At 27.2% G+C, this 23,247-nt stretch carries 18 protein-coding genes and 1 pseudogene; 15 read left to right on the top strand and 4 right to left on the bottom strand.

Features of this window, described 5'->3' with window-relative positions:
• Nucleotides 1–180 precede the first annotated feature (180 nt).
• Nucleotides 181–1,017 (top strand): deoxyribonuclease IV, encoded by an 837-nt coding sequence (locus KGF42_RS05985; protein ID WP_227820849.1) that lies wholly within the window; start codon nucleotides 181–183, stop codon nucleotides 1,015–1,017.
• A 252-nt stretch (nucleotides 1,018–1,269) separates the two neighbouring features.
• A complete protein-coding gene (locus KGF42_RS05980; protein ID WP_054272509.1) occupies nucleotides 1,270–2,265 on the top strand; it encodes an aldo/keto reductase in 996 nt (331 codons plus the stop codon).
• A gap of 221 nt (nucleotides 2,266–2,486) precedes the next feature.
• Here the strand turns inward: KGF42_RS05980 and KGF42_RS05975 are convergent, their stop codons facing one another.
• Complete coding sequence (locus tag KGF42_RS05975) at nucleotides 2,487–2,891, bottom strand: RusA family crossover junction endodeoxyribonuclease (RefSeq protein ID WP_009895581.1); 405 nt, start codon at nucleotides 2,889–2,891, stop codon at nucleotides 2,487–2,489.
• Between the two features lie 488 nt (nucleotides 2,892–3,379).
• On the opposite strand from KGF42_RS05975, the gene queG reads away from it, so the two are divergent.
• From queG to KGF42_RS05915, 12 genes are all read left to right on the top strand, one after another.
• Complete coding sequence (gene queG / locus KGF42_RS05970; protein WP_227820850.1) at nucleotides 3,380–4,294, top strand: tRNA epoxyqueuosine(34) reductase QueG; 915 nt, start codon at nucleotides 3,380–3,382, stop codon at nucleotides 4,292–4,294.
• 105 nt (nucleotides 4,295–4,399) lie between these two features.
• Nucleotides 4,400–6,637, top strand: a complete 2,238-nt coding sequence (locus KGF42_RS05965) for an ATP-binding protein (protein WP_227825965.1) — start codon at nucleotides 4,400–4,402, stop codon at nucleotides 6,635–6,637.
• A gap of 197 nt (nucleotides 6,638–6,834) precedes the next feature.
• Nucleotides 6,835–7,500 (top strand): endonuclease III, encoded by a 666-nt coding sequence (nth, locus tag KGF42_RS05960; RefSeq protein ID WP_227820852.1) that lies wholly within the window; start codon nucleotides 6,835–6,837, stop codon nucleotides 7,498–7,500.
• A 212-nt stretch (nucleotides 7,501–7,712) separates the two neighbouring features.
• Entirely contained in the window at nucleotides 7,713–8,183 is a 471-nt protein-coding gene (gene trmL / locus KGF42_RS05955; protein ID WP_107594122.1) for a tRNA (uridine(34)/cytosine(34)/5-carboxymethylaminomethyluridine(34)-2'-O)-methyltransferase TrmL, read from the top strand.
• 34 nt (nucleotides 8,184–8,217) lie between these two features.
• Nucleotides 8,218–9,066, top strand: a complete 849-nt coding sequence (locus tag KGF42_RS05950) for a DegV family protein (RefSeq protein WP_227820853.1) — start codon at nucleotides 8,218–8,220, stop codon at nucleotides 9,064–9,066.
• A gap of 373 nt (nucleotides 9,067–9,439) precedes the next feature.
• Nucleotides 9,440–10,444, top strand: coding sequence for a BMP family ABC transporter substrate-binding protein (locus KGF42_RS05945; RefSeq protein ID WP_227820854.1), 1,005 nt, complete (start codon nucleotides 9,440–9,442; stop codon nucleotides 10,442–10,444).
• 125 nt (nucleotides 10,445–10,569) lie between these two features.
• A complete protein-coding gene (locus KGF42_RS05940; protein ID WP_227820855.1) occupies nucleotides 10,570–11,679 on the top strand; it encodes a BMP family ABC transporter substrate-binding protein in 1,110 nt (369 codons plus the stop codon).
• Nucleotides 11,680–12,068: 389 nt separating this feature from the next.
• Nucleotides 12,069–12,830: a DUF6873 family GME fold protein gene (locus KGF42_RS05935; protein ID WP_054272516.1), complete on the top strand. Its 762-nt coding sequence runs from the start codon at nucleotides 12,069–12,071 to the stop codon at nucleotides 12,828–12,830.
• Between the two features lie 2 nt (nucleotides 12,831–12,832).
• Entirely contained in the window at nucleotides 12,833–13,651 is an 819-nt protein-coding gene (locus KGF42_RS05930) for a putative sporulation protein YtxC (protein WP_054272517.1), read from the top strand.
• Between the two features lie 164 nt (nucleotides 13,652–13,815).
• Nucleotides 13,816–14,418 carry a DUF445 family protein gene (locus KGF42_RS05925; RefSeq protein WP_227820857.1) on the top strand — a complete coding sequence of 201 codons (603 nt, stop codon included), beginning with the start codon at nucleotides 13,816–13,818 and terminating at the stop codon, nucleotides 14,416–14,418.
• A 759-nt stretch (nucleotides 14,419–15,177) separates the two neighbouring features.
• A complete protein-coding gene (thrS, locus tag KGF42_RS05920; RefSeq protein ID WP_227820858.1) occupies nucleotides 15,178–17,097 on the top strand; it encodes a threonine--tRNA ligase in 1,920 nt (639 codons plus the stop codon).
• 202 nt (nucleotides 17,098–17,299) lie between these two features.
• On the top strand, nucleotides 17,300–18,391 hold the full coding sequence (locus tag KGF42_RS05915; RefSeq protein WP_227825964.1) for an Rpn family recombination-promoting nuclease/putative transposase: 1,092 nt from the start codon (nucleotides 17,300–17,302) through the stop codon (nucleotides 18,389–18,391).
• Between the two features lie 319 nt (nucleotides 18,392–18,710).
• Here KGF42_RS05915 and KGF42_RS20195 read toward each other — a convergent pair.
• A pseudogene (locus tag KGF42_RS20195) lies at nucleotides 18,711–18,869 on the bottom strand (IS256 family transposase); the annotation flags it as partial.
• Nucleotides 18,870–19,207: 338 nt separating this feature from the next.
• Here KGF42_RS20195 and KGF42_RS05910 point away from each other — a divergent pair.
• Entirely contained in the window at nucleotides 19,208–20,551 is a 1,344-nt protein-coding gene (locus KGF42_RS05910) for a sensor histidine kinase (protein ID WP_227823012.1), read from the top strand.
• Nucleotides 20,552–20,838: 287 nt separating this feature from the next.
• Here the strand turns inward: KGF42_RS05910 and KGF42_RS05905 are convergent, their stop codons facing one another.
• Nucleotides 20,839–21,408, bottom strand: a complete 570-nt coding sequence (locus KGF42_RS05905) for a hydrolase (protein ID WP_107594114.1) — start codon at nucleotides 21,406–21,408, stop codon at nucleotides 20,839–20,841.
• 160 nt (nucleotides 21,409–21,568) lie between these two features.
• Nucleotides 21,569–22,819 carry an MFS transporter gene (locus KGF42_RS05900; RefSeq protein ID WP_227823011.1) on the bottom strand — a complete coding sequence of 417 codons (1,251 nt, stop codon included), beginning with the start codon at nucleotides 22,817–22,819 and terminating at the stop codon, nucleotides 21,569–21,571.
• Nucleotides 22,820–23,247: the final 428 nt, after the last annotated feature.

The raw sequence follows: 23,247 nt of genomic DNA, 5'->3' as shown, positions 1-23,247 counted from the left end.
AACTGTAAATATTAAAAGTTAATGTAAATGGTAGAAATATATTAAAAAAGGATTTAGATTAGTGCAAAAGCACTATCAAATAGGAATATCCATCTTCAAATGTTGATTTAAGGTAGTTAAGGTGGAGTAGTTCAAAATTAAAATTGAGTACAAGTTGGAGTACAAATAAAGGAGATAAATATGATTAAATTAGGAACACATCTTTCAATAGCAAAGGGATTTGCCAAGGCAGCTGAGACAGCTGTATATATTGATGCAAATACATTTCAATTTTTTAGTAGAAACCCAAGAGGAGGAAATGCTAAAGAATTTGATGAAAAAGATATAGCTAAATTTCAAGAGATTAGAAAGACAAATAATTTTGCACCACTACTTGCACATGCTCCATATACTATGAATTTAGGTGGCACAAAGGATGATGTATACGAATTTGCAACAAGAGTGATAGATGAGGATATAAGAAGGATGGACTCATTAGGAATTGAATACATGTGCTTTCATCCAGGCAGTCATGTAGGTGGTGGAGTAGATTTTGGTATAGATAGGATAGTAAAAGGATTGAATAATGCAATTAAGGGTGATGAAAATATAACCATACTTCTTGAAACTATGTCAGGAAAAGGTACTGAAATAGGCTTTAAGTTTGAGCAATTAAAAAGTATAATAGATAAAATTGAACACAAAGAAAAAATAGGTGTGTGTCTTGATACATGTCACATTTTTTCAGCTGGTTATGATATAGTGAATGATTTGGATGGAGTCTTAGAGGAATTTGATAAGGTCATAGGTATAGACAGATTGAAAACTGTTCATCTAAATGATAGTATGATGCCATTTGGAGATAAAAAAGACAGACATGCTCCTATAGGGGAAGGGAAAATAGGATTAAAAGCATTGATTGATTTTATGGAACATCCTAGTCTAAAACACTTACCATTTTTCTTAGAAACTCCTTTTGATGATGAAGGTCACAAGAGAGAGATTAAGATGATAAAAGAAATACTATCTAGTAAATAAAACTTTATTAAAGATAAGTGAAATACTCCACCCTCAACGTAATTAGGGTGGAAATACAATAATGAAATATACCAATTTAAATTAAATGGATAGGAACAATATAAATTGTATACAAATGAACTGGATATAAAGTATGATTATATTATGAATAGTATGTAAATATATTGCAAAGATTCTCATAATTTGTTGTATAATTAAAGGTAACATATTTATATTATATAAAAATTAATTAAAAGTTAGGTGGGGAAAGATATGAGAAATTTAGGCAATACAAATATGAAAATAAAGAGAGTTGGTTTTGGGGGAATTCCTATACAAAGGATTACTCAAGATGATACTAACTTAGTTATAAATGAGTTAGAAAAACAAGGAATAAACTTTATTGACAGTGCAAGAGGGTACACAATAAGTGAGGAAGCAATTGGAATTGCTATTGAAGGAAAAAGAGATAAATTTTTCTTAGCTACTAAAAGTATGTCTAGAGATTATGATTCAATGAAGAGAGATGTTGAGATAAGTCTAAACAATTTTAAAACTGATTTTATAGATTTATATCAATTCCATAATGTTAAAGAAGAGGAATATGATAATCTTTTTAAGGATAAAATGGCTTATAGTGCCCTTTTAGAGGCAAAAGAGCAAGGTAAGATAAAGCACATTGGTATAACTAGTCACAATCTAAAGACTATAGAAAAAGCTATAGAAGATGGAAAATTTGACACTATACAATTTCCTTATAATATAGTTGAAGAGCAAGCAGATGAAGTATTTAAAAAAGCTCATGAAAAAGGCATTGGGATAATAGTAATGAAACCTCTAGCTGGAGGAGCTTTAGATAATGCTAAATTGGCTATTAAGTATATACTATCTAAAGATTATATAGATGTAGTTATACCAGGTATGGAGAGTGTTGAACAGGTTAGACAAAATGTCTCTGTACTTGAAAATCTTGTACTAGATGAAAAAGATAATAAGGAAATTGAAGAAATAAGAAATTCTTTAGGTAAAAAATTCTGTAGAAGATGTGAATATTGTATGCCTTGTGCTGTAGGAATAAATATACCATTGAGCTTTTTATGTGAAGGTTATTATACTAGATATGGATTAAAAGAGTGGGCTAAAGAAAAGTATGAGGTTATGGATGTTAAACCTACTGAGTGTATTGACTGTGGGCTTTGTGAGAGCCGATGTCCATATGAACTTCCTATAAGAGAAATGCTAAAGACTGTTGTCGAAAAGCTAGGATAGATTTTATTTATTGAAATCGGTGTAGTAAATTTACTCCGATTTCTTTTTATTGGATATAGTCTTATATACAAATATTAAATTTACATAGTTACAGGTATTATATAAATTTAATATTTGTTTAATATTTGTGTGAGGATAGATATAACACAATTATTATTGTTGTATTAGCATAGTTTCAGATACTAGAGCATCAATATAATGTCAAATAACACATGAAATCTTTATTTTTCAAAGATATTATAGGATATATCATATTTAGATACTGGATAAAGTTCAATTTCAACCCTAGGGTTATCCTTATCTATAAAATCAAATAAAAGTACTGGTTTAAGCTGTTTATCATTTTTTATTATTCCACTTTTTTCAATACCATCACAAATACTCTTTGGATAATTATGTAAATCCCCCATTCTCTTGTTTGGGAAGAATAATTTTAAGACTGTTATTAGATTTTCTTCGACAGTTTCTCCTTGATACTGTTGGTTTATAAAACCTGCAATCATGTTTTCGTATGCAAGATACTTAGAATATTTTCCCTTTGAAGGCATCCATGCTTGACCATTTATATTATGAAGCTTAAAATTAGATTTACTAATAGGTCTACCTGGAATTGTTATTTTAATCAAATTGTTCACCATCCTTATACATTATTTATTATAATCTGTATATGATTTAAAATCAAATTCTTGTTTAAAGTGTTTTTACAAAGTTACTTTGTAAACTTTTCTACTTTAGGTATGGTAATATAAGACAAGTGTTTTATCTACGAATTTTAAAATCTGCTATAATGCTATATATACCTACATTAGACCTTCATAACACTAATGAATGTAAACTTAGTGGAGAGAATAAAAATAGGACTGTATAAGTCGAGTAAAGACTTAATAATAAACATTGATGTAAATGGAATTGGATAAATTTGCTTGAATTATTTTTGTTTAGTTTTCTTAATAAACAATAATGTTAATGGAGTATTAAATATAATAAAAAATCTTCTTATTTTATTTATAGGGAGAATGTCAAAATATAATTAATAATATTTGAAGTTTTAGAGCCTAGATTAAATAAGTTAAAAAGCTTAGAAAGATTAAATAGATTAAAAAGGAATAATTTTATGAATAATAAGGAATTAAAAGAATTTTGTAATTTGATAGGATTAAAATGTGTAGGGATAGCTGGTGTAGATAAGTATGATAATCTGAAAAAGATACTTGAAGATAGACATCAAAAAGATTATTTGACTGGTATGGAAGAGGTAATCATTGAAAACAGAATTAACCCAAGAAATATAATGGAAGATGCTAATTCTATAATAGTGTGTGCATTTCCATATCATATAAATAGACAAGAAAAGAATGAAAATTCAAATTTATCAAGATATTGTCACGGTAAGGATTATCATATTGTAGTAAAGGACTTTTTACAACAAATTTGTGATTATATTTCTGAAAAAGTAATAGATTTTGAATATAAGATATTTGCTGATAATGGACCATTAGTTGACAGGTATTTAGCTTATTTATCAGGAATAGGATATTTTGGAATAAATAACAATATCATAACTGATGAATATGGTTCTTATGTATTTATAGGGTATATAGTAAATAATTATAAGTTTGAAGAAGATAAACCACTAGAAAAAAGTTGTTTTAAATGTGGTAAGTGTGTAAAATATTGTCCGGGAAATGCTATATTGGGAAATTATGATATGAATCCTAAGAAATGTTTATCATATATAACTCAAAAAAAAGGAGATTTGTCAAAGGAAGAAAAAGATGTTTTAAAGAATAGCAAAAAGATATTTGGGTGCGATATTTGTCAAGAAGTGTGTCCGCATAATGTTGAAATACCAACAACTCACATTTTGGAATTTAAAGAAAATATAATAGATTATTTGGATTATGATGAGGTACAAAATATTTCAAATAAAGAATTTAAAAGAATATATGGGGATAGAGCTTTTAGTTGGAGGGGGAAAAATATAATAAAGAGAAATATGGAAATAATTTTAGATAAGTATGATGACTAATAATAAGAGTCTGTTTCATATACTTTAATGTGTATTTACTTTAACACTTGTTGTGTAAAAGTCATATTATATCATTAAAGTTAAATATGGGGAGGTGGGGGAATATTGAAATATAATAATACATCTGAAATAAATCCACTAGATTGTATACTGGGTCAAGAAAGAGCTGTAGAAGCTATGGAGTTAGGTTTAAAAATAAATAATCCAGCATACAACATATATATATCTGGTGAATCTGGAACTGGCAAAAGTACCTATGCTTTAAAGGTTTTGAATGAATATGCATCCCAAAAAAATACGCATAAAGACTGGTGCTATATATATAATTTTGAAAACCCTAGAGAACCTATTATAGTTGAGTTAGAAAAGGGGTTTGGAAAAGAACTTAAGAAAGATATGGAGAAATTAATTGAAAGCCTTTTAGAAGATTTTAAAAATGCGTTTGAAAGTGAAAGTTTTGAAATAGAAAAAAATAAACTTTTGGACGAATATGAGATAGAAAAAGATATGCTTTTAAAACAAATCAAGAAATATGGAGAAGAAAAAGGATTTAAATTAAAACAAAGCAAAATGGGAATAGTTTTTATTCCTTTGAAAGAAGATGAAGAAGAAAGCGACGCATCTGATGAAGAGTTTTACAAAGCTAAAAGAGAACTAGAAAATATGGCAATACAGGTCGTATATAAAATTAGAAACTTAGAAGAAATAGCTGAAAAAGCAGTGTTAGAGCTTGAAGAAGAGATAGCTAAGCTTGTAGTAGAACCTCATATTAAGACACTGCGTGAAAAATATGAAAATTATGATAAAATTCAAGTTTATCTGGAAAATATAAAGAAAGACATAATAGAATATATGTACTTATTTTATTTAGATGAAGATGAATTAAAAGATAAGTATGATAAAGAACATTTTATTAAATACAAAATTAACCTATTTGTAGACAATGGAAGTTCAAAAAATAAAGAATCAGCACCTGTTGTAGTAGAGATAAATCCAAGTCCAGCAAATCTATTTGGAAAAGCAGAATATGATTATGCAAATGGAAATATAAAGACTGATTTCACGAAGTTATTATCAGGAGCATTTCATAGGGCTAATGGTGGTTATTTAGTAATTTACGCAGACCAACTACTAAAATATACAATGTCTTGGGAAATTCTTAAAAAGACTTTGCAGACAAAAAAAGTAATACTTGAAACACAGACAGCAATTAAACCAGAAAATATGCCACTAGATGTTAAATTAGTATTGATTGGAAGCCATTATATATATGATATTTTGTATAGATACGATGAAGATTTTGAAAAATATTTTAAAGTATTTGTAGATTTTGATAGCGAAATGGATAAGAATGAAAACAATGAAGAGGGAATAGCCAGATTTATAGCATCTCAATGTAATAAGAATAATTTAAGACATTTTACTAAATCAGCAGTTGAAGAGGTTGTTAAATTCAGTACTAGATTATCAGGTGATTTAGAAAAACTATCAACTAAGTTTAATAAAATAATGGAAGTTGTAATAGAAGGAAGTGCTTATGCAGAGTTTAGGGATTCAGAGTATACAGAGCAGTGCGATGTTAAAAAAGCAATAAATGAAAAGAGAAAAAGAATTAATAGAGTGGAAACACATATGGATGAATCAATTAAAAATGGCTTTACTTTAATAGAAACAGAGGGAAGAAAGGTTGGAGTAATAAATGGTCTGTCAGTCTTAAGTACAGGAGAATACTCTTTTGGTAGAGTTTCAAGGATTACAGCAACCACTAGCCCAGGAAGTAAAGGCATAGTGAATATAGAAAGAGAAGTAAATATGAGTGGCTCTATACATAACAAAGGAGTGCTTATATTAGGGGGCTATCTTTCAGAGAACTTTGCACAGGATTTACTATTGTCATTAAATGCATATGTTTGTTTTGAACAAAATTATGGTGGGATAGATGGAGATAGTGCGTCTTCTGCAGAATTATATGTATTATTATCCTCTCTTGGTGGAGTACCAATTAAACAAAATATTGCTGTTACAGGTTCTATAAATCAAAAGGGCGATATACAAGTAGTTGGTGGTATAAGTGAAAAGATAGAAGGCTTTTATTCTATATGTAAAACTAAAGGGTTAAATGGTGAGCAAGGTGTCATAATTCCTAAGAAAAATCAAAGAAATCTCGTTTTATCAGATGAAGTTAATGATGCAGTGCGAGATGGAAAATTTAAGATATATACAGTTGAAAGAGTGGAAGAAGCTATAGAGATATTGACAGATGTTAAATTTGAAGAAATAAAGAAATTAGTAAAAGAAAAATTAATATCATTCAGTAAAATACAAACTTTGTCAAAAGAATAAGTTTATTATAGAATTTACTGGGTATTTATGTATAATAAAAAGCAAGAACTTTAATAGGTTTTTGCTTTTTTTGTGAAATATATATATATTAAATTTTTATTTTGTATGTTTTATATATTGATGTTTATTTTTTGTTGATATAATTAAACTATGTATAAATAGCGTTTTATAAATTCGTATTTTAAAGGGGGATACTTATGAAAAATGTAAATCTAAAAGAGATAAATGAAAAAGATGTAAATAAGATTTTAGATGAGTTAGAAAAATTGTACCCAGATGCTAAATGTGAGTTAAATTATGGGACAGCCTTTGAGCTTTTAATAGCAACTATTTTATCAGCACAATGTACTGATGTAAGAGTAAATAAAGTTACTTCAGAATTGTTTAAAAAGTATAATACAGCAAGAGATTTTGCTGATTTGAGTATTGAGGAAATTAGTAAGGAGATAAAGAGTTGTGGTCTTTACAAAAGTAAATCTCAAAAAATAAAGGATACATCTGAACAGCTATGTGAATTATATGATGGTGAAGTACCTGATAGCTTAGAAAAGCTTATAAAACTACCTGGTGTTGGAAGAAAGACGGCGGGAGTTGTACTTAGTAATGCCTTTAATCATCCAGCAATAGCAGTAGATACTCATGTATTTAGAGTTAGTAATAGAATTGGAATAGTGGATGAGCCAAATCCTCAAAAAACAGAATTTGCACTTATGGAAGCTATACCAAAAGAAAGATGGTCACATTCACATCATGTATTAATTTTTCATGGAAGAAGAATGTGTAAAGCTAGGAATCCAGAATGTAAAAACTGCCCAATAAAAGAAGATTGTAATTATTATAAAGAACTTAATGAAACGAAATAACTTTTAGAAAGTAATTTGTGTAAGAGGAATTTTCTGATATAATAATACTTGTGAAAATGTTAGATAAAAAACTATTATATATTTAGATAAAAATTATTATATATAATGAAATAAAAATTATTATTAATATTATATAAATAGTATAATATTATTGTTATTCTGTTTATAAAATAAAATTTAATAAATAAGAGCGATACTTAGGGAGGATTAAAATGTCATTGAATATAGTATTAGTAGAACCAGAAATACCTCAAAATACAGGAAATATAATAAGAACATGTGCAGCAACAGGTTCAACTTTACATTTAGTAAAGCCACTAGGTTTTTCATTGGATGACAAACATCTAAAAAGATGTGGGCTTGACTATTGGGATATAGCTGATATACAATATTACGATAGCTTTGAAGAATTACAAGAAAAGTATCCAGACAGTAAATACTTTTTTTCTACAACAAAGGCTAAACAGTCACATTCGGATGTGAAATATGAAGAAAATTGTTTTATAGTATTTGGTAAAGAAACAAAGGGATTGCCAGAGCCTTTGTTGAAAGCAAATATGGATACTTGTATTAGAGTACCTATGTTGGATGTTGAAAAAGCTAGGTCATTAAATTTATCAAATTCAGTTGCTATTGTAGTATACGAGGCTTTAAGACAAATAGGATACCCTAATATGAGGTAGTTTAACAAGCCTAAATGAGAAAGGAGCATACTTAATGAAAAATCTAAAGATAATCTGTGACAGTTTATCGGACGTGCCAAAAGATTTGCTAGATAAATATGATATAGATATTGTTTCATTAACAGTTATATTGGAGGGAAAAGACTACAAGGATAGAATTGATATATCTGGAGATGAATTTTATAAAAGGCTTAGAGAAGAAAATGTATATCCAAAAACTTCTCAAGCTACTTATGCCCAATTTAAGGAAATTTTTGAGAAATATATAAATGAAGGTAGAGAAATACTTTATATAGCAGGTTCTGCCACAGCTACAGGGACATATCAAAGTGCTGTAATGGCAAAAAATGATGTAGAAGGTAAAATATATACATACGATTCTAACTTGCTTTGTATGGGAACTGGTTTACTTGTTATAAAAGCAGGAGAACTTGCAAGTGAAGGAAAGTCTATTGATGAAATATTGACTGTTTTAGATGAGTTAAAAGAGAAAGCTTTTGTTATATTTTCAGTAGATACACTAGAATATTTACAAAAGGGAGGAAGAATATCATCTACTAAGGCAGCAATAGGAAGTATATTAAATATAAAACCGATTCTTGAAATAAAAGATGGACTAGTTTCGCAAATATCTCAAGTAAGAGGAAAAAAGAATGTAATTTCTAAGATGATGGAATTGATAAAATCAAATTGTGGGGATGATTTATCAGACCAAATTGTGTATATAGGATATAGTGATGATTTTAAGGAAAAAGAACAATTATCTAAGGTTATGGAAGATGAATTAAGACCTAAAGAAATTAGATTTTTCCAAATTGGTGTGTGTATAGGTGCACATGCTGGTCCTGGTGTTACTGGTATCATATGTCTAAAAAATAAATAATATATTTTTGAATAGTAATTATTTATTTTTTTATTAAATTAATATAATATATTAAATATTGATATGCTAAATTGGATTTATTTTTGATAAAATTAAGTGTTGATATATTAGGTTTAGTTTTTAGGGAAGTGTGTAAATAGATAAGAATCTATTGCACACTTTTTTATAGTAAGATTTATTAAAAAAATTTCAAAATATGCTTGCAAATTGTATATAAAAAATTTATAAATAAGATGTAAAAGTAAATAAGATGTAAAAGTAAATAAGATGTAAAAGTAAATAAGATGTAAAAGTAAATAAGATGTAAAAGTAAATAAGATGTAAAAGTAAATAGGATGTAAAAATATCGTAAATGTATGAGGAGTGAAATTTAATGCGTTTCAAAAAAATATTGGTAATGATATTAACTGTAGCAATGACAGCTGGAATGTTGGTTGGATGTGACAATAATTCAAGTAATAATCCTAGTTCTAACAAAAATAATAAAAATAATATAAACAATGAAAATAATTCAAAAAAATCTGTATCTATGATACTAGATATTGAAGGAACAAATAATGAAGATATGAACAATTCAGCTTTATTAGCATTAAACAATGCTCAAAAGAAATTTAATATAGATATAAACAAAGTGGAGTCAGATGATTCATCCACTTTTGATAATAGTATAGATATCTTATGTAATGACAATTATGATTTAATTATAGCTGTAGGAGCTAGATTTGCAAAACCATTGGAGAAGATAGCAAAGAAATATCCAAAGCAACAATTTGCAATTGTAGATTATGAGTATGACAAGCAACCTTCTAATATAACTTCAATTTCTTATGAAGACAATAAATCTGGATACCTAGCTGGACTAATAGCTGGAAAGATGACTGAAAGCAATAAGGTTGGTTTTATAGGAGGAATAAAGGGTTCTAGTAGGGATAAATTTGAAGCAGGTTTTAAAGAGGGTGTTAAATTTTCTAATAGTAGTATAAAGGATATTTCAGTTGAGTATGTAGATGTTTTTAAGGATAGTAAATCAGTAGAATCTATAGCTAAAAAGATGATGGATAATGGAGTGGATATTATTTTTTCTACTACTGAAGACGATTCAAAAGCTGTAATAGATGCAGTCAGGGCAAAAAATAAAAAAGTTATAGCAACAAATAAAGACCAACATGAGTTAGCTCCAGAAAATGTTATAGGTTCTATTGTAAAAGATTTTGAGAATCCTACTTATAATTTGATACAAAGTTTTGTAAAAGGAAATTATAAAGGTGGAAAAGTTATAGAAAACACAGTTGAGTCTGGAAGTACTGGACTTGCCAAAAATAGCTCTCAAAATATTCCTCCAGATGTGTTAGAATATGTTAATAAGAATAATAAATAATCTATTATGATGGCTAAGAATACTCATAACTTTAGTCATGAGGTAAATTGGCTGTTATAATAGACATATAGAGAAAGTCATATATAGAGGTAGGTCAGACCTATCCAAGTCAGGGAGTGGATTGTGTGAAAATAAAAAGTATATTGATGGCTTGCTTTGTTATAGTATTTACAATTTTTATATTAGTTATATGTAATTTTGATTTTGGGTTTGATAAAGTAAATAGAGATAATTCTAATATAAATAGTGCTAAATCGAAACAGAGCAAGTCTAAAAGTTTACCAACTTCATCAGAGAAAGATAAATCAAATAGTAAAAATGAAGAAGAAGAGTCAGAAGATTATGATTCATATGTAAGAAAAACTGTTGGAGTATTATTAGATACTGAAAACTTAAATAATGAATCATATAATAATGATGTACTATCAGCCTTAAAAAGAGCTGATGAAGATTTTGATATTAGAATAAAACTTGAAAAGCCAAAGACTTCTAAGAAATTTAAAGAAAGTATAGAAAAGCTATATAAGTCTGAACCAGATTTGATAATAGCAGTTGGAGTTAGATTTGCAGAACCAATCAAAGAAGCTGCTACTAAATATCCAAAACAGCAATTTGCAATAGTTGATTATGCTTATAAAGTTCAACCAGCTAATGTAATCTCGGTATCATTTCAAGATAATGCTACTGGATATTTGGCAGGACTTATTGCAGGTAAAATGACTGATACTGGTAAAGTAGGTTTTATAGGAGGAATTGAGGGTTCTAGTAGAGATAAATATGAATCTGGATTTAGAAAAGGTCTTAAGACTTCAAATAAAAAAGCTGAGTTACTGGTTAAGTATTCAAATGTATTTGAAAATCCTGAATCAGCTAGAACTATTGCAAAGGAAATGAGAGATTCTGATAGAGATGTTGTATTTTCAGCAACGGAAGATGATAGTAAAAGAGCTATTCAAGTAGCAAGAGAAAATGGTGGCAAAGTTATAGCTATTAATAAAGACCAATATGATATGGCACCAGATAATGTAATGAGTTCAATTGTAAAAGATGTAGAGCAACCTGTCTATGAATTGATAAAGAATGTTATAAAGGATGGTTTTAAAGGAAAGAAGGTAATGGAATTTAAAATAAAAGATGGAGAAATTGGGTTGACTCCAAAAAGCAGTAGAAACATACCACCAGATGTTTTAGAATACATAAAAAAAGAGTATAACAAGGTGAAAGATACATATTAATTATTGATGTAGAAGATATAAAAGTGTATTTGACTAAGTTCAGATTGACTATACAAAATATATTGATTAAGTTTAGACCAACTATAAAAAGATATATTTATTAAATTCAAATTAATTATACAAAATATATTGATTAAGTTTAGACTAACTATATAAAAGGTATATTAATTAAATTCAGAGTAACTATACAAAATATACTGATTAAGTTTAGACCAACTATAAAAAGTTGTATTTATTAAATTTGGACTAACTATACAAAACTATACTAATTAAGTCAATATTAACTATATAAAAGTATAATAATAAGTGTGTGAGCAGAAAAATTCTGCTGCACACTTTATTTATATTCACATAAAAAATTTATCAAAAAAAAGAAAAAGGAGTAAAAAATGGAATTTACAAGAGAGCCATTTATACTAGATGACGATTTGTGTCTAGCTTTGGTGGACAAAAGAATTAGTTATCTAATGGAAAATGAATTAAAATTAAGAAATATAGAGATAATAAAAACAATAGAATGTAAAGAATTATATGAAAGTATAAAATATCACCCAGATATATGTATTTGTAATTTAGGAAAAGGAGATATAATTATTGCGCCGAATGTATATAATCAATACAAAGAGTTATTAAGTAGATATAAATTTAATATAATTAAGGGAGAAGCTAATTTATTAAATAGATACCCTTATGATATACCTTACAATATTGCTATAGTTGGTGACTATGCTATACACAATTTTAAGTACACTGACAAAGTAATATTAGATTATATTGAAAATAATAAACTTAAAAAGATAAATATAGAGCAGGGCTATTCTAAATGCTCAATCTGTATAGTAGATAGAACATCTATAATAACATCAGATAAAGGTATTTGGAAAAGTATGAAGAATACAGAAATAGAGTGTTTATTAATAGAAAAAGGTCATATAAATTTATTTGAGATGAATTATGGATTTATAGGTGGATGTACAGGGTTAATTTCTAAGGATAAGCTAGCTTTTTGTGGAGATGTTAAAAAACATCCTGACTATGAACGTATAAAAAGTTTTGTAGAAAGTAAAAACAAGGAGATAGTTACACTTAGCAGTGAAAATTTACTCGATATAGGTTCTATAGTTCCTCTCATGACAAGAAAGGAGCGATAACTTTGGTTGAGAAGGATAATATTTCTTCTATGAAATTTTTGAGGAATAATAATGTAAACGATAGATTAATATATACGAATGACATTGTAGAAGTAGTAATAGATTCTGCAAAGCAAGAAGTATTAAATAAAAAAATACTTAGTGGTACTAAAGCTGAACAAAGAGCTTTAAATATTGATGAAATATCAACAGAAATAACTAGTATGATAATAAGTATAATGAAAGAAAAACTTTTAAAAGAATACATTCTAAAATGCTATGGGCGTACATATCCTGAAGATAAAAATAATATATACATATATTCACTGAACATATTTGCTAAAAAAGAGATTTTTATGAGAGAAACAGTATTTACGAGGGTGAGAAATTATATAGAAGAAAATGATTTTATAAATGTAGAAGGTTTTATTAGATTTAGAATGAGAGAATTTATGAAATATATTTCTGCTATAGGTGATATTGCAGTTGAGGAGTATTTAATAAAGAAAGACCAAGATGAGTTTATAAGAGTTTTAAAATACTTTATAGATACTCAAGAAGAAAAGATAGATTTGCTTAAAGTTCATATAATGGAAGATAACACATTTATTTTATACGATAAAAATGGAAATAAAATAGATAGCATAGATGATGAAGAAATCATAAATATGGTAATAAGAGAAAATTTAAACTATGAGGACTTTTTGATAAGTACCTTATTAACTCTATGTCCTAAAAAAATAGAAATATTGGATTTATTAAATAATAATTGCTCAAAGGAAATTATAGATACTGTAGAGGCAATTTTTGAAAATAAAGTTAGTATAATTATGGAAAACTAGAATCTAAAGATATAAAACTAAAAAAATTCTTTTTAAATCGACACAAAAGACTTATAATTGTATATAAAGCTATAATATAGCTGGAGCTATTAACTATAAAAAATATTTACTTGATTAATGTAATCTAGCTGACAAATATACAATTGATAAGGAGTAATTTTATAATGGATAATTTAATTAGGATACTGATATTAGCTGTTATTGGTGGATTTATAGGTTATGTTACGAATGTAGTTGCTATAAGACTAATATTTAGACCAATAGAGCCTATTAAAATACCTATTTTAAATATAGAGATAATAGGTCTTATACCAAAGAGAAGAGCAGAAATAGCAGCGAATGTAGGAGAAATAATTCAAGAAGAATTTCTTTCTATGGACGAAATACTTGCAAATATCATTACTGACGAAGATAAGGAAGAAGTTGTAAGATACATAAAAGCAAGGATAAAAATTATAATACATGATAAAGTTTCATTTATACCGAGTGGTATAAAAAGCATGATACAAGATTATCTAGGAGAGATAATTGAGTCTGAAGTTAAGCAAAGTATAGATGAATTGAGTAAAAATATAATAAATAAAGCAAATGAACGTATAGATATACAAAAAATGGTTGAAGATAAGATTAATGAACTAGATTTATTCGAATTAGAAGAAATAATAATAAGAATAGCTAAAAAAGAATTAAAACATATAGAGATTTTAGGTCTTGTATTAGGGTTTTTAATAGGTATAGTTCAAGGAGTGGTTACTATATTTATTTAAATATATGACAATTAGCATTTATTTAAGTATATGGTACTTATTGACTGCATTTAAATATGAGCTGTATTAATTATTAACTATGTTAAGTATTGACTATGTTAATTATTAATTATATTAATTATTGATTGTATTAATTATATTGTATTAATTATTGATTGTATTTAAGTATACAAAACCTAAAAAGTGTACAAAAATTAGAAGTTAGTTTTAATAAAAATTAGTTTTAGCATTTGTCTAGTCATATCTATCATGCATGTAGATACGTTTTAAAAATTTGAAATTGATGAAAATATTATAGTATTACTATCAATCAAAAGATTAATTTAATATAAAAATATAGGAATATTGGTTTATAGCTGATTAGGGTGAAAAATAATGGGTAATTATTATATTACATTAATGTTGATTGATGTATAACTATCTGTTATAATGAAAATATATTAAAAATCATAGTGTTGAAGAGGAAGAGTAGATTAGAAACCATTCTCAGAGAATTTGGGTCTATGGCTGAGAGCCCATGTAACAGGTCTATTTGAAAACTACCTTGGAGCTGAGTTTATTAGCAGTATTTGTATTTATAATTTATATATACTATATGTGAAAGTGCTCGGGTGACGACCTTATAGTCATCAAGAGGGTCGTATACACTTGTATACACCAACTTGGGTGGAACCACGAATTAATATCGTCCCAAATATACTTGGGACGATTTTTTATTACAAAAAATCTAAAAATTATTTAAATAAGGAGGAAAAAACAATGATTAAAGTTGCTTTAAAAGATGGCTCAATAAAAGAATTTGAAAATGCTGTTTCTGTTATGGATGTAGCTAAATCCATTAGTGAGGGATTAGCTAGAAATGTGGTAGCAGCGTCTGTGAACGGAGAGGTTGTAGGTCTGGACCACATTATAGATACTGATTGCGACTTAAATTTATTTAAGTTTGAAGATAAAGAAGGTAAGGAAGTTTTTAGACATACATCAGCACATATATTAGCTCAAGCTATAAAAAGACTTTACCCAGAAGCAAAACTTGCTATAGGACCAAGTATAGAAAATGGATTCTACTATGATATAGATTTAGACCATAGATTAGTTCCAGAAGATTTAGAAAAAATAGAAGCTGAAATGAAAAAAATAGCTAAAGAAGATTTAAAAATAGAAAGATTTGAACTTCCTAGAAATGAAGCTTTAGAGCTTATGAAAGAACAAGGAGAAGACTATAAGGTAGAACTTATATCTGACTTACCTGAAAGTGAAATAATATCTTTCTATAAGCAAGGTGATTTTACTGATTTATGTAGAGGACCACATTTACCATCTACTAAAAAAGTTAAAGCTGTTAAATTACAAAGTGTAGCAGGTGCATACTGGCGTGGCGACGAAAAAAATAAGATGCTTCAAAGAATCTATGGAACTTCTTTTGAGAAAAACAAAGACTTAGAAGAGCATTTACATTTATTAGAAGAAGCCAAAAAGAGAGACCACAGAAAATTAGGTAAAGAATTAGGATTATTTATGATACCTGAAGAAGGTCCAGGATTTCCTATGTTCTTACCAAAGGGTATGGAACTTAAAAATGAATTATTAAAATTCTGGAGAGAAATACACAGAAAAGCTGGATATATTGAGATAGAATCTCCAATTATATTAAATAGAAAATTATGGGAGACTTCAGGTCACTGGTATCATTACAAAGAAAATATGTATACAGTTAAAATAGATGATGAAGATTATGCTATAAAACCTATGAACTGTCCTGGTGGATTAATTTATTATAATTCTCAATTACATTCATATAGAGATTTCCCAATGAGAGTTGCAGAGCTTGGTAGAGTTCATAGACATGAGTTATCTGGTGCGTTACAAGGATTAATGAGAGTTAGAGCATTTACTCAAGACGATTCACATATATTCATGTTACCAGAGCAAATTAAGGACGAAATAAAAGGAGTAGCTAACCTAATAGATGGTATCTACAAAACTTTTGGATTTGAATATAACCTAGAGTTATCTACAAGACCAGAGAATTCTATGGGAAGCGAAGAAGAGTGGGAAGCAGCAGAAAATGGATTAAGAGAAGCTTTAGAAGAGTTAGGTCTACCATATACTATAAATGAAGGTGATGGGGCATTCTATGGACCTAAGATAGACTTCCACCTAAAAGACTGTTTAGGAAGAACTTGGCAATGTGGTACTATCCAATTAGATATGCAACTTCCAAGACAATTTGATAACACTTATATTGGACAAGATGGTGAAAAACATAGACCAGTTATGATTCATAGAGTTGCTTTTGGTAGTATAGAAAGATTTATAGGTATATTAATAGAACATTATGCTGGCAAATTCCCAGTTTGGTTATCTCCAACTCAAGTTAAGATACTTCCTATATCTGATAAATTTATGGATTATGCAAATGAAGTTAAGAAAGAGTTATTTGATAAGGGTATAAGAGTTGAACTAGATGATAGAGCTGAAAAAATTGGATTTAAGATAAGAGAAGCTCAGCTTGAAAAAGTTCCATACATGTTAATAGTAGGTGAAAAAGAAGTAGCTGATAATAGTGTTTCTGTTAGATCAAGAGATAAAGGTGAAATAGGTAGTATTAAATTAGATGAATTTATAGCTAGTATTTCAAAAGAGATTGAATCAAGAGAAAGTATTATTCAAAACTAATATATAAGATATTAATAGATAAGATGAATTTAATCAATATGTTTATATAGTGATTAAATTTATAAAAAGATGAGTATAATTAGAGGTACAGTTAATCATATTTTTATGATAATGTACCTCTAGTTTTTTGTGTGGTAGATTTATTAATAAATAGTGAATCAGTTTAATGTCAAGAAATGATGAATACAAAAGAGGTGTTGAAATGATAGAAAAATTAGAAGAAAAATCTAACATTATTAAAACATCAAAAGAGTATAAGAGAACTATAATTGAAGAAAAGGATAGAGAATGGACCAAAAAATTAAATGACATACTTAGTAGAAGTGATTTTTCTAATGACGAGTTAGATAAAATCAAGGAGTTAATTCCAACAGAGATTTTGACTAGTGAAAATGTTGGTGAAGTTGTGACTGAAGATGGATATGCTAAGCCTGAGTATGATGAGGTATTTAAATCATTGTTCACTTTAGATAATGATTACGATTTACTTGTAAATTTTATAAATGATATTCTCAAAGATGCTCCATATGCTAATAGGAATATCAAACCGTTTACTAAAATAAAAAGAATAATTAGAGTTGAAACTGACCCAACAATTAATTACATTGGAGAGAAAAGACCTAGACTTGATATTTTGGCTGAAGATGAAGAAAGTAATCATATAAATATTGAGATGCAAAGAGCTCTTGAGAGTGATTATTTGGAAAGAGCTGAATATTATCTTAGTCGTGTACATGGTAGAAAGTTAAAAGAAGGTAAAGAATATAAAGAAATTGGAAAAACTCTTGGAATACATATACTAAATCATGTAAAATATAATCACATAGAAGATTATGTAAATTGTATGAGATTAACAATGGATGGACATCCAGATATTTATTCTAGTAAAACTGCATTATATTTTATAGAGCTTCCAAAAATTCATAAATCTAATTATATAGTAAATAGAATTATACTGTGGGGAAAACTTATTAGTAATCCTTCTAGTTTGGATGTAAGGGTTGTAGCTAAGAATGATTCTATTATTAAAAGAGCACTTGATAGATTAAAAGAATTAGGTAGCAATGAAGAATATTTATTAAATCTGAAAAGAGGTGCTTACATTATGAATAAAAGTAGAAATTTTAAAGAAGAGATTGAAAGAGAAACAGAAACAAGAGTTGCAAAAGAAAAAGATTATAAAATAATTATAATGTTGAAAAAAAATGGTTTTAAATTAGATGATATATTAAACAAATTTAATGATTTTGACTTAAGCGAAGATGAGATAAAAGAAGTTTATGAAAATAATTGATGTATAAATAAAAGGTGAACTTACGTAAGTTCACTGAATCTGGAAATATTTATGTGTATTCTTTGAATAAAAATTTATTTTTTAAGTGATAATTAAGTATTTATTGATAAGGCTATGAGTATGGAAATATTCATGTGTGTTCTTTAAATAAAAATTTATTTTTTAAGTGATAATTAGGTATTTATTGATAAGGCTATGGTTGTAAAAATCATAGCCTTATTTTAATATTTTTCTATTTTTACAAAAATTATTACCTATTTAAGAAAATTTCTTGATTTTTTGAAATATTTCTTTCTTAATTTATAGTTAAATTTCTTTCTTAAAAATAAATACTTAAATGAGCTAAAATTTGAGTCCAACTTCTAATTTTCTGAGTACATTTTTCAGAAATATCTATAGTTGTTAAGTATAATGATTTGTGCAGAGAACCATCTGAAGGAAAAATAGACTTTGATTTAGTAACTTTTCTTAATAATCTATTGTAACTTTGACATACTTCGCCTATCAAGATATATCGTATGAAAAAAGATTTTATTGTAATTTTTATAGGATTTTATATGAAAATAATATAAGAGTTTTATGAATAATATATTTTATATTTACTTATAGATAAATTTATATAGTTATTAATGAAAAAAGCGATATAACGTTTGGCTCAATTTAGTAAATTTAGTGATATAATTAAAAAAGAAAAGAAATATGGACTTATTTGGAATAATTTTGACAATCTATTTACTACACATGTAGAGTCGTATATAATTAAATTATACGTAAAATATAAAAAAATAATTTATTAATACATTAGGAGAAAGTATTATGATAAAGTCAAGCTTATTTTGGAATATTTTCATTGTGATACCCTTTATGATAGAATGGTTTCTTTGTAAGAAAATGCTAGACTATACAAGTGAGAAAAAGATTTCTAATAGAAAAATAAACCTGTATATAGTAGGGATTGTTGTTTTTGCTAATATAGTTTATTTTTTTGATGTACATCCAAATATAAGAGTAATTATATCTGTGATAATTACTATTGTATTTTACAAAATCTCATATGATGTGAGGATTATGAAGTCTGTATTAATATCTCTAATCTACTGGATGTTACTAATTGCTACAGATGCCTTAAGTATATCTTTAACAGTTTGGTTTAATTCTATAGATAACATGAGCAAGATGGTGACAGGAGATATATACAGGATTGAGTCTATTGTATTGGGAAAGATACTTTTGATTTTAACTTTGTTTTTGTATAGAGCACTAAAGATAAAATGGAATATAGAAATAAATAAAAAGTCATTATTTTATATAATTATCCCCATAGTCGCTAATATAGCATCTTTTTTTGTCATTTTTAAATACATATTTAATTCAGAATCAGGAAGATTAATTCATAATTGTCAATTCATTATGATTTCTGTTGTATTACTTATATCAAGTATAATCTTAATTTTAATTGCTAAGAAATTACAGCAATATAATACTTTAGTTGTAGAAAATAATATGATTAAAAATATTTTGAAATGTGAGAATGAGTATTATGAAGATATAGAAAAGAAATATTTAAAAACTAGATTATTAAATCATGATATGAAAAATCATATATTGTGTATAAATGCCATGGTTAAAAAAGGAATTGATGTTACTTCATATTTAAATAATTTACAAGTGGAAGTCCAGAGTAATGAGTTATTATTTAATACTGGTAATTTTATATTAGACACCATATTAAGTGAAAAGAAAGAAATCTGTGATAAAAATAATATAGAACTAAAAATAGGAATAAATTTTAGTTGTTGTGAAGCTATTGAATTAGTTGATGTATGTCATATATTTTCAAATATTTTAGATAATGCAATTGAAGCATGTAATAAAATTGATAATGGTAATAGAGCAATTTGTATTAAAGGTGATGTTATGCAAAATTTTTATCTAATAAGAGTGGAAAATACTAAGGTCAATAAAGTCATTACTAATAAAAATGGAGATATTATGACAGATAAAAAAGGTTCTCTTCATGGGCTTGGAATAAAAAGTATAAAAAACGCTGTAAATAAGTATGGTGGCAATGTTGTAATTGAATATGATAATAAAAAGTTTATAGTTAAAATTGCTATACCACTCAGAAATGTGAAGAAAGCAGTCAATCATGTAATTTAATGTATGTAATGAAATCCTATAATGACATGTTCAGATTGAAATTATTTATTATTTATGAGAAATTTTTAAAGTCAGAGGGTTTATACTTATTATAAATTATATATTATTTGTTGTACTTATTACAGATTTTACATATAATGAGTTTGAAGTATTAAGTAGTGAGTTTGAAGTATTAAGTAATGAGTTCAAAATTTTAAGATTTTTATTGTGCAAAATATAAAAAGAAGTTGCATCAAAAGGAGAAATGCTCTTCAAAGATGTAACTTCTATGGTATATGTATGAGGGGCTATATTGCCATTTCTGGAATTAAGCTTCTCATAGCTTCTATAGTTGTTTGGATAAGTTTATCAAGTTCCCAGCCAAGCATCTCTGCACCGCTTCTTATAACATCTCGAGAACAGCCAGCAGCAAATGACTTATCTTTAAATTTCTTTTTAACAGATTTTAATTCTAAATCAGAAACACTTTTTGAAGGACGCATTATTGCAGCTGCACCAATTAAACCAGTAAGTTCATCTACAGCAAACAATACTTTCTCCATGAATTGTTCTGGCTTAACATCTGAACCAGTTAATCCATATCCATGACTTACAGTAGAATCTATTATTGATTTATCTAAATCAAGCTCTGTCATTAGTTCTCTTTGTTTAACACAATGTTCATCAGGATACATTTCAAAATCTAAGTCATGTAAAAGTCCAACGATTTCCCAAAATTCTACTCTTTCAGGGTCATACTCCTTTGCATAGTATCTCATAACACCAGAGACAATTTGAGCATGTCTTATATGAAATTCTTCCTTATTGTATTTTTTTAATATTTCCCATGCTTGTTCTAAAGTTGGCATGTAACTCATTTTTATCACTCCTCTAGCTGAATATTTTGAATTTTTATAAAGTTTATTTTTTATTGATTATATCAATCAATTTCCAAAACGTCAACACACTGATACACAATTTTGTATTTGAATTCAGAAATTAGTGAAAATTAAATTTTTATATCTGAATTCTTTGTATTTAAAGCTTTTCGTTCCTTAATGTTATCTTTGATACAAATGCTATAAGTAACGTAATAAATCCAACTCCTAGTATAATAATGTACACTCTATCTGATAATAAATCAAAAAGTTTACCATACATAACCTGACCAAGGGGCATTGCAATTGCTGTTCCTGCAAAAAGAATTGACATTACCTTTCCTAAGAGTTCATTTGGAGTTTTTAATTGTGTGATTGTTATAACATATATTGAGGCAAGAGTAGTTGTAAAAAATATTAGCATAGAGGAAACAATAAAGATTAAAAACGGAACTGGAAATCCTGTATTTAACATAAATGGATAGACTGAAAATGCCATTGGTATAAACATAAGTGCACATATTATAAAGGAAATATGCAAATTAGTGATTTTTAGGTATTTTGAGAAAACACCTATGCTCACAGCAGCTATTAGTGAACTAAAAGAGATTGCCCCTTCTGCTAGACCGTATAAGAAGTTACTAGCTCCCATAGTTATTTTTACTATATAGGGGATGCCTACGATTAACATAGAGCTTAAAAATAAATTTATTGCTATGGCTAAAAAAAGTATTTTTAATATAAACCTATTTTCTTTGCACATATGAATAATACCAACTTTTATATCAGTAAATATAGTTTTTATAATATTGCTAGTTTGCTCTTGTTTAATAAAAGGAATTTGTATAAATATCTCCATAATTGCAGATATAAAGAAACTTATACAACTGATAACTACAATTGCATTAATCCCAACTATACCATACAAAACACCTCCCAATACAGGTCCTGCGATATTTGTAAGGGATGCAACTCCTGCTACAATACCATTTGCATTCATTAAATGTTCACTATCGACTAACATGGGTGTACTTGACTGAACTGTTGGTTGGTACATTGTGCTTATAACTGATAATATGGTCATAATAATTCCTACAAGCAATATTGAGCCACTATTATTAAATAAAAAGATTACTAAGACTAACACTGTAATACTACTTGAAAAATCAAAAATAACCATTAAGTTTCTTCTATTGAATATATCAGCAATAGCTCCACCAATAGGGGAGAATATTATAATTGGGATTGAAGATACTGCTAGTATAGTAGCAAATATTTCTGCTTTGCCAGTTATATCAAGTATGTATAAAGACAAAGCAAATTTAAGTATTGATGCACCAAATAATGATATTATTTGACCTAATACCATCAAGTTAAAATTTTTATTAAAAGTCTTCAAGGATTTTACCATATATACACCTACCTATCTAAGATTATTAAAACATTTACAATAATTGTTGTAATAGCAATTACTATAAGGATTTTTTTAATTTTAATACCTAATATTATTAGAAATATAGAAACTATTGTAGACAACATAGAGTAAAGCGACATGATATAACTACTAGGGTCTACAAGTTTTGTGTGATATTCAGTTTATCATTTATTCTGTAAACTATATCTTTTATTTTTATATTAATTCACTCATATTAACCTTCCTTAGATATAGAGGAATATTTATGAGACTTGTATTAAAATTTGATTTGAATAAGTTTCAAGCGAGCATGTTATCAAAATAGAAAAATGTAGAAAAAACGTTAACTCTAAAAAATTTTTCTAGGTAAACGTTTATAAGAAAAAGAAATGTTTACATAACGAATAAATGGCTATAATTTAAAT

The sequence above is a fragment of the Clostridioides sp. ZZV15-6383 genome (assembly GCF_020657735.1).
In the GTDB taxonomy this organism is placed as follows: domain Bacteria; phylum Bacillota; class Clostridia; order Peptostreptococcales; family Peptostreptococcaceae; genus Clostridioides; species Clostridioides difficile_D.
This window is presented reverse-complemented; position numbering and strand designations above follow the sequence as displayed.